The sequence below is a fragment of the Pedobacter cryoconitis genome (genome assembly GCF_014207135.1).
GTDB classification, from domain to species: domain Bacteria; phylum Bacteroidota; class Bacteroidia; order Sphingobacteriales; family Sphingobacteriaceae; genus Pedobacter; species Pedobacter cryoconitis_D.
The window spans coordinates 122,154-135,650 of the sequence record NZ_JACHCC010000002.1 but is presented as its reverse complement, the minus strand read 5'-3'; the positions used below and the strand labels follow the sequence as shown (position 1 = coordinate 135,650).

The window sequence follows — 13,497 nt, the reverse complement described above, 5'->3', positions numbered from 1 at the left end:
CTAATATCTATAAATGAATTTTCGTTCCTAATGAAAAAATATTTACTTTTCCTATTACTTCTTATTCCTGGTCTGCTTAAAGCACAGGACGCGCACTATTGGGGATCGAATTTTTCACCAGCAGGTTTTTTAACGCCTGGGGCAGCCATTGTCAATACGCTGGATAGTGGTGTAGTCTATTTAAACCCGGCTGTGATGGCCTGGTCGGATAAAACGGCTACCTCCATATCGTCCAGCATTTATCAATATGATTATGTCAAAATCAAAAATGGGGTAGGTACGGGTAAAAATCTGGTGTCGAATAATACGAAGATTATACCTCAGCTCATTTCCAAAACCTTTAAACTGAATAAAGACCATCCACTGACTATCGGTTTTGCTTTAATACAAAATCCTATGCAGGATTTCCAGACTTCACAGAGACAAGATAAAAAAGCAAATGTACTCAGTGACAGTTATAGTCCCGGTGATGAAGTTTATATAGGCCAGTTCGATGCACAGAACCGGACAACAGAAACCTATGCGCAGTTGAGTGTAGGCAAAAGACTAACTCATAAACTAGCGGCAGGTATCACAGTCGAAGGCATGCTCAGAAGAGCGGAAACGAGCAGTAATTTTTCTTCCAGGGCTTTGTTCAATACGAACAATGATCCCGACGTTATTTTTCCACCAATAGCCAGGTATGATTTAAGTTACCGTACTGATTATACTTACGCGGGCCTGAGAGTTAAACTGGGGTTGTCTTATGATTCGGGACCGCACCATTTAGGGATGCTCCTGAGTAGTCCCCTAGCCAAATTATATACCAAGGGGGATGTAATCAGTGATCTCAATATTGCCAACCTGATTTCGGATAATGATGTTAAAAACCCTTATAACCTACTGGGAAGTACACGCCAGAATAACCTGAAAGCAACTTATAAAATGCCGCTGAGTCTAGCCGCAGGTTATGCCTATGATTATGATCTGGGACAGATCTATATCGCTGTTGAATATTTTGGATCAATAAATCAATATAGTATTTTAAAACCAGACGATATTTCCTTTATCAAAACAGGAAGTTCACCTTCTACTGAAAATACTGGTTTGCTGAATTTAACGGACGGACGAAGAAATGTGATGAACGTAGGTTTGGGTTACAGCCGGGTGATTAATGATGTTTTTACGCTGATGAGTTCTGTCCGTACAGATTTTAATTATCTGGACCCTAAAATGGATGATCAGGGACATGTTTCTTTATGGGATAATTATCACGCCCAGGTGGGAGGTAATTTTAAGCGGCGTAAATTTAATCTGCGGGCAGGCTTACTGCTGACCTATGGCCGCACGGGCTCTTATAATCAACCTATAAATTTTGATAACATCTCTGATCAGAATCAGTTAATGGGGGTTCCTGGGACGGTACCTGCGAAACACTTTACTGCGGGCCTTCTGATATCCTATGTGCACAATTTCTAGAGCCTGATTTTTTTACATTCAGGTTTTAAAACATTATTTACTTTTAGCTGTCTTTTCAGAGACCATTACCATGCGCTTCCCGGAAATTGGATAAATTATAAATTATGCAGAAACGAATAGTTATTATAGGCGGAGGATTTGCAGGCATTAATCTTGCACTGCAGCTCGGAAAAAAGAAACATTATCAGGTTACACTCGTAGATAAAAATAATTACAATTTCTTTCCGCCACTGATTTACCAGGTGGCTACCGCTTTTCTGGAACCTTCCAGTATCAGTTACCCGATACGTAAATTATTCAGAAGTAAGGACAATCTTCATTTCAGATTAGGTGAACTGCTTCAGGTGGTCCCTGAATCCCGTCAGCTGGTTCTCAGTAACGGCACCATTGAATATGATGAACTTGTATTTGCTACGGGAGCTGAAACGAACTACTTCGGAATGGAAAATGTAAAGAAAAATGCCATTCCGATGAAAACGCTGAGTGATGCCATACAAATGCGTAACAAATTATTAACGCATTTCGAGGAGGCAACAATCACAACCGATAAAGAAGAGATCAAAAAAAGTCTGACTATTGTCATTGCTGGTGGCGGACCAACAGGTGTGGAGATTTCTGGTATGTTTGCCGAGATGCGCCACAATATTATGCATAAGGATTACCCGGAACTGAAACATACCGGTGCCGAGGTTTACCTGGTGGACGGTGGTTCTGCCTTATTGAAACCCATGAGTAAAAAATCTCAGGAAAACACTTATGAATCACTAACTAAATTGGGCGTTAAAGTTATTCTGAACAGTCATGTAAGTGATTTTGTGGACGACAAAGTGATTTTTACCGATGGTACAATCATAGAAACCAAAAATCTGATCTGGGCCGCTGGCGTCAGTGCGATGAGTTTTGAAGGGATTCCTCAGACTAGTTATGGCCGTGGAAAAAGAATGGCAGTAGATGCCTTTCATAAAGTCCAGGGTTTGGAAAATGTATATGCCATAGGGGATACTTGTATCCAGTCAGGAGATCCTGGTTATCCTGAGGGGCACCCGCAGGTTGCACAAGTTGCAATACAACAGGGAAGGAACCTTGCTGCTAACTTTATCCGGGTTGCGGAACAAAGAGTCCCTAAAACCTTTACTTATAAAGACAGGGGTAGTATGGCTATTATCGGAAGTAATAAAGCGGTGGTCGATTTACCTAAACCAAAGGTTCATCTCAATGGCTTTATTGCCTGGCTGGCCTGGTTGTTTATCCACTTGTTATCACTGATTTCTTACCGGAACAGGTTCAGGACATTCTATAACTGGACAGTAGCTTATTTTTCTAAGGATCAGTCGCTTAGAATGATTATCAGACCGGTAGATACCAGTCAACCCGAGGATAAACCTAAATTGCAAGACTAATATCATCTTCTGCAAAGATGATTACTAAATTCAAAAATGAAGATACTATTAATTGAGGATGAAGAAGCTTTAAGAGACAGCATTATTACTTACTTCACTGAAGAGGGAAATATTTGTGAAACGGCTGAAGACTATACATCGGCACTGACTAAAATTAACCTGTATAATTACGACTGCGTTGTCCTTGACCTGACTTTACCGGACGGGGATGGAATGGAAATTTTACGCAATCTGAAAAATCTGCACAAGAATGATGGGGTACTCATTATTTCTGCCAGACATTCTCTGGATGATAAACTCTCGGGACTTAACCTGGGTGCAGATGACTATCTTGTTAAACCTTTTCATTTGTCTGAGCTGAAGGCAAGGGTAACAGCTATAGTCAGGCGTAAGAGTTTTGACGGTAACAATTTAATTGTGTTCCGTGAGATCAGTATAGATGGTTTGGCGATGAAAACAATGGTCAATCAGAATACGGTCAACCTGACCAAAAAGGAATACGACCTGCTGATCTATTTTATTGCAAACCAAAATAAAGTAATTACAAAAAGTGCGCTGGCAGAACATCTCTGGGGTGATGAAATTGATCTTTCTGATCATTTCGACTTTATCTATACGCATATTAAAAATTTGAGAAAAAAGCTGGTCGAAGCTGGTTGCGGAGATTATATTAAATCTATGTATGGTGTGGGTTATAAATTCGGAGCCTGATGAAACTGGCCAGAAAGTATAACAGGGTCAACCTGGTCACTTCCCTGATCATACTGGTGCTCAGTGGTGCTGTTTATTATTTTGCTATCCATTATATTTTAACCAACAAGCTCGATAATGATCTTAAAATTGAAGAAGAAGAGATTGTAGCGAGTGCCCTTAAATACGATAAACTACCTTTACCCAGCGACTTTAAGGATCAAAAGGTTACTTATAGTGAATTAAAACCGGGAGATTCTACTGAAAGGTATTTTGCGAATACCGTATATAATAATCCGGACGAAAAGGAAACAGAACCAGGCAGAAGCCTGGTGACTACAATCAGGGCAGGTGGCAAGGATTATAGCGTCACCATTACAAAATCAAGTCTCGAAGCGGAGGATCTGATCAGGCTGATCTTTCTGATTACTCTGGGCGTTATCATTGTATTGTTGGTTACGTTAGCGGTAATCAATAGATTTGTACTCAGTAATTTATGGAGACCATTTTATGAAACACTTAAACAGCTTAAAGCTTTTAACCTTGCGGATAAAAATGATTTTACTTTACAGCATACACAGATTGATGAATTCCTGGAATTAGACCAGTCCGTGATATCTATGTCCAGGAGGGTCAGACAGGACTATAAAGAGCTGAAGAGTTTTACAGATAATGCTTCTCATGAAATGATGACCCCACTGGCGGTAATTAACTCTAAACTGGACACGCTGATTCAGACAGAAGCCTTATCAGACCGTCAGGGCGAATTAATAGAAGATGTATATCTTGCGGTCAACAGGCTGACAAGATTGAACCAGTCACTTTTATTACTGGCCAAAATTGAGAATAACCTGATTAAAGATGAAGAGAATGTTATACTGGATACTTTAATCACACAGAAGCTCAGGCAGTTTAACGAATTACTGGCGGCAAGTAATATTCATTTGATTCAGAAAATGGAACCTCAGCGGTTGTATATGAGTAAATATCTTGCAGATATTATGCTCAATAACCTGATCAGCAATGCGATCAGGCATAATAAACCCAATGGCGAAATTAAGGTGCTGCTGCATTCGGGTAAACTGAGTGTTGTTAATACCGGAGTTGAAAAAGCATTAAACAGTCAGCGGGCATTTGAACGTTTTTATAAAGACGCTTCCTCTGAAGGTACCGGACTGGGGCTGGCTATAACCTCCCAGATCTGTAATCTGTATAATTTTAAATTGGACTATCATTACCAGGGAGAACAGCACGAGTTTAGTATAACCTTCTAAAAACCTGTTTAAAATTGATTTTGACATAGAGAAGATCTTTTTTTGCTTAAATTATAAATAGTTTTACCGCAAATTCAAGAAATCCCATGATCAGTCACAAAGAGCTTTTTTTACGCAACAATGCACAAACATCTACTAATCCGAATCTGCTTGAAGTAGATCATGCTGAAGGGATGTATTTGTATGATAAAAACGGCAAAAGTTATATGGATCTGGTGTCTGGTTTTGCAGTTAGCAATATTGGTCACAGAAACCCAAAAGTACTTGATGCGATCAGGGGACAGTTGGATAAATATCTGCATCTGACGGTGTATGGTGAATTTGTTCAATCGCCAATGGTTCTTTTTGCAGAAAAACTGATTAGTGTACTTCCCGGACAGCTCGATAATGTCTATTTCGTAAACTCGGGTACCGAAGCCACAGAGGGGGCACTTAAATTAGCCAAGCGTTATACGGGAAGGTCCGGGATTATTTCCTGTCACCATGCTTATCACGGGAGTACCCATGGTGCTTTAAGTGTAATGGGTAACGAATATTACAAACAAAAGTATCGCCCTTTGTTACCGGATGTACGTTTCATAACTTTTGGCAGGGAAGAAGACCTGGGGATGATTACCACACAGACAGCCTGTGTCATTATGGAAACGGTACAGGGTGAAGCAGGGATAAGAGTTGCCTCTGCAGACTATATGCAAAAGTTAAGGGCAAAATGTACTGCAACTGGTACGCTGCTTATTCTGGATGAAATACAGGCTGCATTTGGCCGCACAGGCAAATTATTTGCTTTTGAACATTATGATATCGTCCCTGATATTTTATTACTGGCCAAAGCACTTGGCGGAGGAATGCCGATTGGTGCATTCATCGCAAACAGGGAAGTGATGGGTGCATTGAAAGAAAACCCAATATTGGGTCATATTACTACTTTTGGCGGACATCCTGTGTCTAGCGTTGCGGGATTGGCCAGTCTGGAAGTTATCCTTGAAGAAAAACTGATTGACGGGGTTGCTGCTAAAGAAGAATTATTCAGAGAACTGCTGGTTCATCCGGCGATCCGTGAAATCAGGGGAAAAGGGCTCATGCTTAGTTTACAGCTGGACAGTTTTGAACAGGTGGAGAACGTGAGTAAACGTTGTGCTGTTGATGGAGTGATTATTGACTGGTTTTTACACTGTGAAACAGCATTGAGAATTGCACCTCCTTTAATTATTACTGAAGAAGAAATCAGAAAGGCCTGTGCAGTGATTTTAAAAGCACTGGATAATTAACTAGACCCCGGTAAACCGGTCTCTTTATGAATACACTGATCAAATTAGAAGAAGCCGGTAAATTTATAGGGTGCTATATGGCAACACTTTATCTGGGTTATAGCTGGTGGCTATTTCCTGCACTTTTATTTTTACCTGATTTAAGTATGCTGGGTTATGTGATTAATCAAAAGGTGGGCGCTGTCACTTATAATATCGTACATCATCAGGGACTGGCTTTAGTAATTCTTTTTGCCGGCATAATTTTCAAGCTGGATTGGATGGTACTGACTGGAATTATACTTTTCGCTCATAGCTCAATGGACAGGATGCTGGGGTATGGTCTGAAGTATTTTTCTGGGTTTCAGGACACACATTTAGGGAAAATAGGTAAGAAATCAGCTTAATAGGCCAGTTGAAAATAGACTTTGTCAATTAAATCACCAATATTAAAAGGTTTCGGCAAAAAATCATTTGGACCAAAATCCTGATGACCAGGGATTTCAGCATTTTCCATTCCAGAGATCAAAATAACCGGGATGTGCTGTAATACCGTATTCTCTTTGACAGATCTGCATATTTCTCTGCCATCAAAACCATCCAGTTGTATGTCCATCAGAATCAGGTCCGGACTTTCCTGCTGGATTTTCTGCATGGCATTCCGACCAGATGAGAAGGTAATTAAATCCCAGTCGGCAAAATCAAGAGCCGATTCCAATGCTGTAAGCACCTCAGGGTCATCATCAAATATGATTATCTTTTTGTTCATTGTTTAGGAGTTTCGTTGACTGAAAATTACACAGCTAATTTTATGCCGTTAATTATCAAGGTTTTAACAAAAGGCTTAAATAGCTAATTACCTTATAATAAAAATAAATATTCGGCACTCAAATTAAATCTTTGGCTAAATTTGGGGAATATCTTTATTCATATGCAGGAAATCAGCTGGATACTTTTACTGGAAATACTATATACCCTCATCGTAATCGCCACCTGTCTGCGTATTATCTATGATACCAGCTCGACAAGTAAAACCCTGGCTTATTTAATGCTGACAGTATTTTTCCCCTTTATAGGGATTGTTATTTATTTCTGTGTAGGGACTAACTACCGGAAACGAAAGCTATACAGCAAAAAAATAGTCAATAATGAGCTGATGCAACGTCATATCAAAAAACAGATCTTTCGCGAATCTGAAAAAACATGGAATACAGTGCCACAGGCTTTATTGAAGTATCAGAAGCTGGTCAAACTCCTGTTGAATGACGGGATGAGTAATCTGAGCGGAAACAATAAGGTCGAAATATTAAAGAATGGGGAAGAAAAATTCCCCGCTGTTCTGAGGGCACTGCGTGAGGCCAGCCACCATATCCATATTGAATATTACATCTACGAAGATGATGAAATCGGAAATCAGATTAAGGATGTTTTAATAGAGAAGGCGAGGGCAGGATTGCAGGTGCGTTTGATTTATGATGATTTTGGCAGCCGGAGTATCCGGGATAAGGTGGTTGATGAGCTGATCGCTGCCGGAGTGCAGGCTTTCCCTTTTTACAGAATCCTGTTTATCGCATTAGCCAACAGAATTAATTACAGAAATCACCGTAAAATCATTGTCATTGACGGAGGTATTGCGTTTACGGGGGGGATTAATGTCAGTGATCGCTACATTAACAGCGAAAAACGCCCGGACCAATTATACTGGAGGGATATGCATGTTAAAATAACCGGGCCAGGAATCTATTACCTGCAGTATCTGTTTATCTGTGACTGGAATTTTTGTGCCGATGAAGAACTGGTGCCACAACGTGATTTCTTTCATGCCCGGGAAGACAATGGAGGAAATGCCATTTTACAAATTGCCGCAAGCGGACCGGATTCGGATAACCCTACCATTTTACTTTCGCTGATCCAGGCTATTGGAATGGCTGAACAGGAAATCCTGATTACCACGCCCTATTTTATCCCAGGTGAAAGTTTACTGGATGCATTAGTTGTTGCAGCGCTGAGTGGCGTAAGAGTAGTTTTACTGGTACCAGGAAAATCGGACTCCAGAGTAGTTGCTGCCGCCGGAAAATCCTATTATGGTGATCTGATGGCCTCGGGAATAGAAATCTATGAATATCAGAAGGGGTTCATTCATGCCAAAACTATGGTTTCGGACAAACAGTTATCGGTAATAGGTACGGCTAACATGGACAACAGGAGTTTCGAGCTGAACTTTGAAGTGAACAGCGTAATTTATGATAGCCATACTGCTGAAGAGATGACCAGAATTTTCTACCAGGACCTGGAAGACGCTATCAGAATTGATCCGGTAGAATGGGATAAAAGACCCCTGTATAAACAGTTTCCCGAAAAACTGGGCCGTTTATTTTCACCTCTTTTATAAAGGGTATTTAATTTTAATATAGTTTTTTACTTCTTCAGCTATTGTACTGTTTGATTCTTTGACCATACGTTGCAGTAACTCAGGGGTAATTCCAAATTTCCCGGACCAGTATTCAACCTCATAATACTCCTGCAGGTTAATTGTTTTGCTTTCCGGCATCTTCATCTCATTTTCATCGTGGTAGGTATGTCTGAGCATATATTCGGTTATTAATAGTTTTAGTATTATCGGTTGTATAACAATCCCTATGCCTAAATTAATTCTTTTATTTCTGATTTTGTACAATTAATGTTATCATCTGATTAAACAAAATATAATATCCCGGTATTCATTACCATTAGCTTAACATTCAATTAATACTAAAAAACTTCCTTTGCTGAAACCGGATATTTCTCAAACGGTTTTCTAAATACACCCGAATGATAGCTTTTTATTGCAAATACTCCCTCAGAATGGGGTTCTTACTCATTTTCTGTCTGATTCAGTTCTTTTATGCTGAGGCTAAAGAAAATCCTGTAAAAGAACTTCAGTTTACCCTTCGGCTCAGTAATCGTTTTCCTGATTCTGCTTTTGTGATCCTGAAAAGACTGCATCTTCAGGCTTTGGCAAACAAGGATAACAGGGTTATAGGGATGTGTTTGCAACAAATGGGGAAAATTTGTTACGCCCAGGGGCATTATGCACAGGCACTCGACTATCATCAGCAGGCGGATAAAATCTTTGAACAGCTGAAAGAGAGGAATTTACTTGCTGACAACTTTAATGATATGGGCATAGTCTATTATCAGACATTCAATAAGAAACTATCCAGAAAACAATACGATCAGGCCTTAACCTTATACAGAAAATCAAATAATAAGATTGGTCTGGGAGAAACTTATGGTCATATCGGTCATTTATATGAAAAACAACAGCGTTATGATAGTGCATTTTATTACCAGCGCCATGCTTTAAATGAATATCAGCAGGCAGGTTATAAACAGGGGGTGGCCAAAATCTATGAAAACCTGGGAAGTATTTACGAAGATCTGGTCCGGTATGATTCTGCACGGTATTACTTTGACCAATCTCTGATCTTGTATAAGGCCGTAAATAATGAGGTATCCAGTATAGAGGTAATTAATAATCTGGGGGATATACTTCGTAAAACCGGAGATTATAAAGGGGGATTGAAATTTACGAGGAAAGCCTTAGGTCTGTCGGTGGCTACTAAAAATGAATATCAGCAGGCATCTGCTTACCGTGATATTGCCAAATCGTATAACCTGCTGAATCAGAATGACAGTGCTTATCATTATATGGAACTGAGCAGAAAACATTTGCTGCACTTATACTCGGATGAGAATAATAAGCAGATGGCCTTTTTACAGATTATCTATAACATAGATAAGAAAAATGATGAAATAGCAAATCTGGAAAACAGCAGGAAACTAAATCTGATTATCAGTATAGCTGTGGTGGTGGTCATCCTTTTATTAATTGGAGTGGCCTTACTGACAATTTCAAGACAGCGGCTCAAACTCAGGGAAAATATTGCAATTGCCGAGAAAAATGAACAGCTGAACCTGGCACAACAGGAGCAGCTTGAACTAAAGAGCAGGGAACTGACTACACATACCTTGCAGGTAATACAACACAATAATTTCCTGGATAACATGCGAAATAAGCTGGAGGAAATGATTAAGGAAGATAAAAGGGACCAGAAAAGACAATTGCAGCAGCTGGTCAGACAGATTAACCAGAACATCAATCACGATCAGCAATGGAAAGAGTTTACACAGGTTTTTGAACAGCTTCACCAGTCATTTTTTGATAGTCTTAAAGCACATTGCGAAGATCTGACTGTAAATGATATCAGACTGATTGCTTTATTGAAAATGAATATGAGCTCTAAAGATATGGCAGTAATTTTCGGGATCTCTCAGGATAGCCTCAGGGTAGCCAGGTACAGATTGAGGAAAAAGTTAAACATCAGTCCGGGTGATAACTTAAGCAACTTCATTCAAACGATCTGACCGGTTTCCGGCCATTAACAATTCCTTAATCTTGGGCTAACTGAATGATAATGGCGAATAAGTACAAGTCATTATACTGATTGTCAGGTGATTAAAATGTTAATGTATACGTTGTATGCGCTTTGTATACAGTCATGTTCAGGTTGTTTACATTTTGTACACGGTCATTTTTAGCCGGTAAAAGAATGTTATTACACTTTTGACCAGCGATAAAAAACACACGCTCAAACAAACAAACTGAACAATGAAATTAATTTTACAAACGATCATTTGCTTATTACTAAGCATTGCGGTTGCAAAAGCCGGTAACATTAAAGGACATGTGTACGATCGCCAGACAGGTGAAGCTATGGTAGGAGCATCTGTCCGGTTGGAAAACACGACGTTAAGTACATTGACCGGACTGGACGGCTCATTTGAATTCAAACACCTTAAAGAGAGTAATTATACACTGAAGGTTTCTTATATCAGTTATAAGAGTTTTACTCAAAAAATTACGGTAGAAAAAGAACATAATCCTGCTATCAAAGTATACCTGAGTGAAGACAATAGTAATGAGCTGAGTGAAATCGTTATTGCAGTTAAACATGAAGGTTCTACTGAACATATGGCGAGAAAGATTGAGCAGAAATCTATGCAGGTAATGAATGTGGTTTCTGGCAGGGCGATGGAAATCTCGCCTGACCTGACTGTAGCGAATGTGATCCAGCGTGTTTCGGGTGTGACTATAGAACGGAGCAGTAATGGAGATGGCCAGTATGCAATCCTGAGAGGAATGGATAAAAGGTACAACTATACTTTGGTTAATGGGATCAAAATACCAAGCCCGGATAACAAATTCCGGTATGTACCCCTGGATATCTTTCCGGCAGAATTACTGGAACGTCTGGAAGTTTATAAATCATTAACGCCAAATATGGAAGGTGATGCAGTTGGTGGAGTTGTGAATATGGTGATGAAGGATGCACCTTCCAAACTTCAGGTAAATGCAAATTTAGCCACCGGATATAGCCAGATGCTATTTGACCGCAAGTTCCTTTCATTTAATTCAGATGTAATTAACTCCAGGTCACCTTACGAAATCAATGGCCGGAGCTACAATGCAAAATCAGCTGATTTTCCAACAGGAACAGTCGATTACAAGGCAAAACAGGCTAGTCCTAATCTGGTTGGGGGTTTATCCATCGGGCAGCGTTTCCTGGATAACAAACTAGGCGTATTAATCGCTGGTAGTTACCAGAACAGTTACAGAGGGACTAACAGTACCTTTTTTAACTCGACAGTAGCTGAAACTGATCAGATTTCTAGAATCACGTCTATGGATTACAGACAGTACAGTGAACAGCAGAAAAGATACGGCTTACATGGAAAAATTGATTATATCTTTAACAAAAGGAACAAATTGTCACTGGTTAATTCTTATGTAAACCTGACCAGTATCCAGACGCGTGATCAGCTAAGCACTAATTTCTCCAATGCGGATTATAATCAGCTGACGGGGAATGCACAGATTACTTATGCTACCCGTTCGAGATTTACAGAACAACAAATCTATAACAGTACTTTACATGGGGAACATACTTTTGATATTCCTCAGAAATTAAAAATCTCCTGGTCTGCTGTATATTCAACAGCTAAAAATGATGTTCCGGATGAAACTACAATCAGTTTAAACGGCTTACGTCAGAATTTTAATGAGACACGTACGACTGCATCAAGCCTTAACCGCAGATGGTCACGGAATACGGACGAAGATAAGGCCGGTTATCTGGATCTTACCTATACGGCTGATATCGCTGGTTTAAAAGTTGATTTCACGGCAGGTGGATTATACAGAGACAAACAAAGAAGTAGTTTTTACAATAATTACGTTTTTAAACCTCTGGTACCAACTGCATTATATGGTAAAGACTTTACCAATTATACAGACATAACCTGGGATATTCAGAATCCAAAGGGAGCAGTAGCTAATCCGCTTACTTATGATGCCTCTGAAAAAACGACCGCTGGTTATGGGATGGTTAATTTCAAAGTTGCTGACCTGGAAGTAATCGGTGGAGCAAGGGTTGAACACACGAACCAGGGATACAGCTTATTGTTCCCGGCCGGAGAAACAAATCCTGTGGGCAGCCAGGTTTATACAGATCTTTTACCCAGCTTAAACCTGAAATATGGATTGAGTAAAAAGGAAAATTTAAGGGCAACCTATTTCCGCTCACTGAACCGTCCTGGTTTTTATGAAATTGTACCTTCAAAACTAGTTACCGAAGAATATCAGGAAAGGGGTAATCCAAATCTGAAACGGGCAATTGCTGATAATTTTGATATCCGTTATGAGTTATTCCCTAATAGTACGGATCAGTTACTGGTGGGTGCTTTTTATAAAAAGATTAAGGATCCTATCGAATATACGATACAGGCTGACGCAACCAGGGGTCAGGACCAGTATTATAGCCCGGGAAACTTTGGAACTGCCAAAAACTATGGGCTGGAACTGGATTATATCAAGTTCTTCAACAAAATAGGACTTAAAGCGAACTACACTTACACACACTCGAGTATTACCACAAATAAAACAAGCAGGGTCAGAAATTCGACGACTGGTGATCTGGAACCAGTAACGGTACAACAAACCAGACCATTATTTGGTCAGTCGGCACACACCGGAAACTTATCATTGCTGTATAAAGATAGTAAACATGGATGGGATGCCCAGTTAGCCGGATCATATACAGGTGAACGGATTAATACAATTTCTCAGTTTGTAGATAATGATTTATGGCAGAAAGGTTTTGTGCAGATGGATGCTTCTGTAGAAAAGAAATTCAAAAATAATGTCAGTGTTTTTATTAAAGCAGGGAATCTGCTGAACACACCTAATCAGTTATTTATCAAGGGTACTAACAGTTTGAATACTGGTTTACCTCAGCAAAGGGAAAACAGCAAAGAAACATTGATCCGTAAAGATTTTTATGAGCAGACTTACCTGATTGGTCTGCGTTACAAATTATAATTGAAAAA

Annotated in this window: 11 protein-coding genes; 9 read left to right on the top strand and 2 right to left on the bottom strand. The window is 39.7% G+C overall.

Translation table 11 applies throughout. The features are described 5' to 3' along the window. The first annotated feature begins 30 nt into the window (after positions 1 to 30). From HDF25_RS03570 to HDF25_RS03545, 6 genes are all read left to right on the top strand, one after another. Positions 31 to 1,458, top strand: a complete 1,428-nt coding sequence (locus tag HDF25_RS03570; RefSeq protein WP_184622854.1) for a hypothetical protein — start codon at positions 31 to 33, stop codon at positions 1,456 to 1,458. A 104-nt stretch (positions 1,459 to 1,562) separates the two neighbouring features. After that, positions 1,563 to 2,858 (top strand): NAD(P)/FAD-dependent oxidoreductase, encoded by a 1,296-nt coding sequence (locus tag HDF25_RS03565; protein ID WP_184622853.1) that lies wholly within the window; start codon positions 1,563 to 1,565, stop codon positions 2,856 to 2,858. Positions 2,859 to 2,894: 36 nt separating this feature from the next. Beyond that, positions 2,895 to 3,569, top strand: coding sequence for a response regulator transcription factor (locus HDF25_RS03560; RefSeq protein WP_184622852.1), 675 nt, complete (start codon positions 2,895 to 2,897; stop codon positions 3,567 to 3,569). Continuing rightward, the gene (locus HDF25_RS03555; protein ID WP_184622851.1) at positions 3,569 to 4,822 is read left to right on the top strand and encodes a sensor histidine kinase; all 1,254 of its coding nucleotides are present in this window, start codon (positions 3,569 to 3,571) and stop codon (positions 4,820 to 4,822) included. Before HDF25_RS03560 ends, HDF25_RS03555 begins: the two co-directional genes overlap by 1 nt. A gap of 86 nt (positions 4,823 to 4,908) precedes the next feature. Continuing rightward, positions 4,909 to 6,090 carry an aspartate aminotransferase family protein gene (locus HDF25_RS03550; protein WP_184622850.1) on the top strand — a complete coding sequence of 394 codons (1,182 nt, stop codon included), beginning with the start codon at positions 4,909 to 4,911 and terminating at the stop codon, positions 6,088 to 6,090. Positions 6,091 to 6,116: 26 nt separating this feature from the next. After that, a complete protein-coding gene (locus HDF25_RS03545; RefSeq protein WP_184622849.1) occupies positions 6,117 to 6,476 on the top strand; it encodes a DUF4260 domain-containing protein in 360 nt (119 codons plus the stop codon). Here HDF25_RS03545 and HDF25_RS03540 read toward each other — a convergent pair. Then, positions 6,473 to 6,838, bottom strand: coding sequence for a PleD family two-component system response regulator (locus HDF25_RS03540; RefSeq protein WP_184622848.1), 366 nt, complete (start codon positions 6,836 to 6,838; stop codon positions 6,473 to 6,475). The genes HDF25_RS03545 and HDF25_RS03540 overlap by 4 nt on opposite strands. 162 nt (positions 6,839 to 7,000) lie before the next feature. Between HDF25_RS03540 and cls the strand changes: the two genes are divergently transcribed. Then, on the top strand, positions 7,001 to 8,461 hold the full coding sequence (gene cls, locus HDF25_RS03535) for a cardiolipin synthase (protein ID WP_184622846.1): 1,461 nt from the start codon (positions 7,001 to 7,003) through the stop codon (positions 8,459 to 8,461). On the opposite strand, the gene HDF25_RS03530 is transcribed toward cls, so the two are convergent. Continuing rightward, a complete protein-coding gene (locus HDF25_RS03530; RefSeq protein ID WP_184622844.1) occupies positions 8,456 to 8,659 on the bottom strand; it encodes a DUF3606 domain-containing protein in 204 nt (67 codons plus the stop codon). The genes cls and HDF25_RS03530 overlap by 6 nt on opposite strands. A gap of 221 nt (positions 8,660 to 8,880) precedes the next feature. Here HDF25_RS03530 and HDF25_RS03525 point away from each other — a divergent pair, with 221 nt between their 5' ends. Then, a complete protein-coding gene (locus HDF25_RS03525) occupies positions 8,881 to 10,476 on the top strand; it encodes a tetratricopeptide repeat protein (protein WP_260409313.1) in 1,596 nt (531 codons plus the stop codon). A 244-nt stretch (positions 10,477 to 10,720) separates the two neighbouring features. After that, a complete protein-coding gene (locus HDF25_RS03520; protein ID WP_184622842.1) occupies positions 10,721 to 13,489 on the top strand; it encodes a TonB-dependent receptor in 2,769 nt (922 codons plus the stop codon). The last annotated feature ends 8 nt before the right edge of the window (positions 13,490 to 13,497 follow it).

What these genes read in the sequence shown, in the direction of transcription:
- HDF25_RS03555 (WP_184622851.1), top strand. Translation starts at nt 3,569, where the DNA reads ATGAAACTGGCCAGAAAGTATAACAGGGTCAACCTGGTCACTTCCCTG.
- HDF25_RS03550 (WP_184622850.1), top strand. Translation starts at nt 4,909, where the DNA reads ATGATCAGTCACAAAGAGCTTTTTTTACGCAACAATGCACAAACATCT.
- HDF25_RS03520 (WP_184622842.1), top strand. Translation starts at nt 10,721, where the DNA reads ATGAAATTAATTTTACAAACGATCATTTGCTTATTACTAAGCATTGCG.
- cls (WP_184622846.1), top strand. Translation starts at nt 7,001, where the DNA reads ATGCAGGAAATCAGCTGGATACTTTTACTGGAAATACTATATACCCTC.
- HDF25_RS03540 (WP_184622848.1), bottom strand. Translation starts at nt 6,838, where the DNA reads ATGAACAAAAAGATAATCATATTTGATGATGACCCTGAGGTGCTTACA.
- HDF25_RS03545 (WP_184622849.1), top strand. Translation starts at nt 6,117, where the DNA reads ATGAATACACTGATCAAATTAGAAGAAGCCGGTAAATTTATAGGGTGC.
- HDF25_RS03530 (WP_184622844.1), bottom strand. Translation starts at nt 8,659, where the DNA reads ATGCTCAGACATACCTACCACGATGAAAATGAGATGAAGATGCCGGAA.
- HDF25_RS03560 (WP_184622852.1), top strand. Translation starts at nt 2,895, where the DNA reads ATGAAGATACTATTAATTGAGGATGAAGAAGCTTTAAGAGACAGCATT.
- HDF25_RS03565 (WP_184622853.1), top strand. Translation starts at nt 1,563, where the DNA reads ATGCAGAAACGAATAGTTATTATAGGCGGAGGATTTGCAGGCATTAAT.
- HDF25_RS03525 (WP_260409313.1), top strand. Translation starts at nt 8,881, where the DNA reads ATGATAGCTTTTTATTGCAAATACTCCCTCAGAATGGGGTTCTTACTC.
- HDF25_RS03570 (WP_184622854.1), top strand. Translation starts at nt 31, where the DNA reads ATGAAAAAATATTTACTTTTCCTATTACTTCTTATTCCTGGTCTGCTT.